This is a genomic window from Acidovorax sp. HMWF018, assembly GCF_003061035.1.
Classification (GTDB): domain Bacteria; phylum Pseudomonadota; class Gammaproteobacteria; order Burkholderiales; family Burkholderiaceae_C; genus Acidovorax; species Acidovorax delafieldii.
Genome location: NZ_QAIM01000343.1, coordinates 2,639 through 3,786, shown reverse-complemented (window position 1 = coordinate 3,786; position 1,148 = coordinate 2,639). Strand labels below are relative to the sequence as shown.

1 protein-coding gene is annotated in these 1,148 nt (G+C 66.2%); it reads right to left on the bottom strand.

Translation table 11 applies throughout. From position 1 onward, the window contains the following. Positions 1–55: 55 nt before the first annotated feature. A partial coding sequence (locus DBR23_RS30645) for a glycoside hydrolase family 15 protein (protein WP_233250439.1) occupies positions 56–1,148 on the bottom strand: 1,093 nt, incomplete at its 5' end.

Genomic DNA, 1,148 nt, shown 5'->3' with positions numbered 1-1,148 from the left:
GCTCATGGGGGCAATCATCCGTGCTGACCGCCCCCGGCCGGTGTCGGACAGCGCCTCAAATCACGCTGTCCCAGGGCGCTGACAGGCGCACGGCGGCGTTGATCACACCCACCATCGAATAGGTCTGCGGGAAGTGGCCCCACATCTCGCGGGTTTCGGGGTGGGTGTCCTCCGACAGCAGGCCCAGCGGGTTGCGTGCGGCCAGCATGGTCTCGAAGATGGCCCGTGCCTCGGCCTTGCGGCCAATGCGCGCCAGAGCGTCGATGCGCCAGAAGGTGCAGATGTTGAAGGCCGTTTCGGGCTTGCCAAAGTCGTCGGCCGCCTCGTAGCGGCGCATGTAGGGGCCATCGCACAGACTCTTTTCCATGGCCTCCACGGTGCTCATAAAGCGTGGGTCCTTGGGGTCGATCAGGCCCACCTCGGCCATCAGCAGCACGCTGGCATCCAGCTCATGCCCGCCAAAGCTCTCGGCAAACGCCTGGCGTTCTTCGCACCACGACTTGTCGAGGATCTCGGCGCGCATGCGGTCGGCATGTTGCTGCCAGTGGCTGGCACGGTCGGCCAGCTGCAGCGTGGCGGCGATCTTGGCCAGCCGGTCGCAGGCGGCCCAGCTCATCAGTGCGGACGAGGTGTGCACCCGGGCGCGCGTGCGCAGCTCCCACATGCCGGCATCGGGCTGACCGTACACACACACTGCGTTGTCGCCCACCTGTTCCAGCCGCTTGAATTCGGCCAGGCCCGCGCGGTGCAGCAGGCGGTGGTCATGAAAGGCCTGGGCCGCGCCCAGCACGATGTTGCCGTACACGTCGTGCTGAAAATGCTCGGCCGCCTGGTTGCCAACGCGCACCGGGCCCATGCCCCGGTAGCCCGCCAGCTGGGGCACAAAGCTTTCGGGCAGGTCTTTCTCCAGCCCGATGCCATACAGCGGCTGGATGTGGCCGTCGCCGCCTTCGACCACCACATTGCTCAGCCAGCGCAGGTAGTCCTCCATGGTGCCCACCTCGGAGATGCTGTTGAGTGCGCGCACCACAAAAAAAGCATCGCGCAGCCAGCAGTAGCGGTAGTCCCAGTTGCGGCCGCTGTGGGCCGACTCAGGGATGCTGGTGGTCATGGCGGCCACGATGGCACCGGTTTCTTCGTACAGCGAC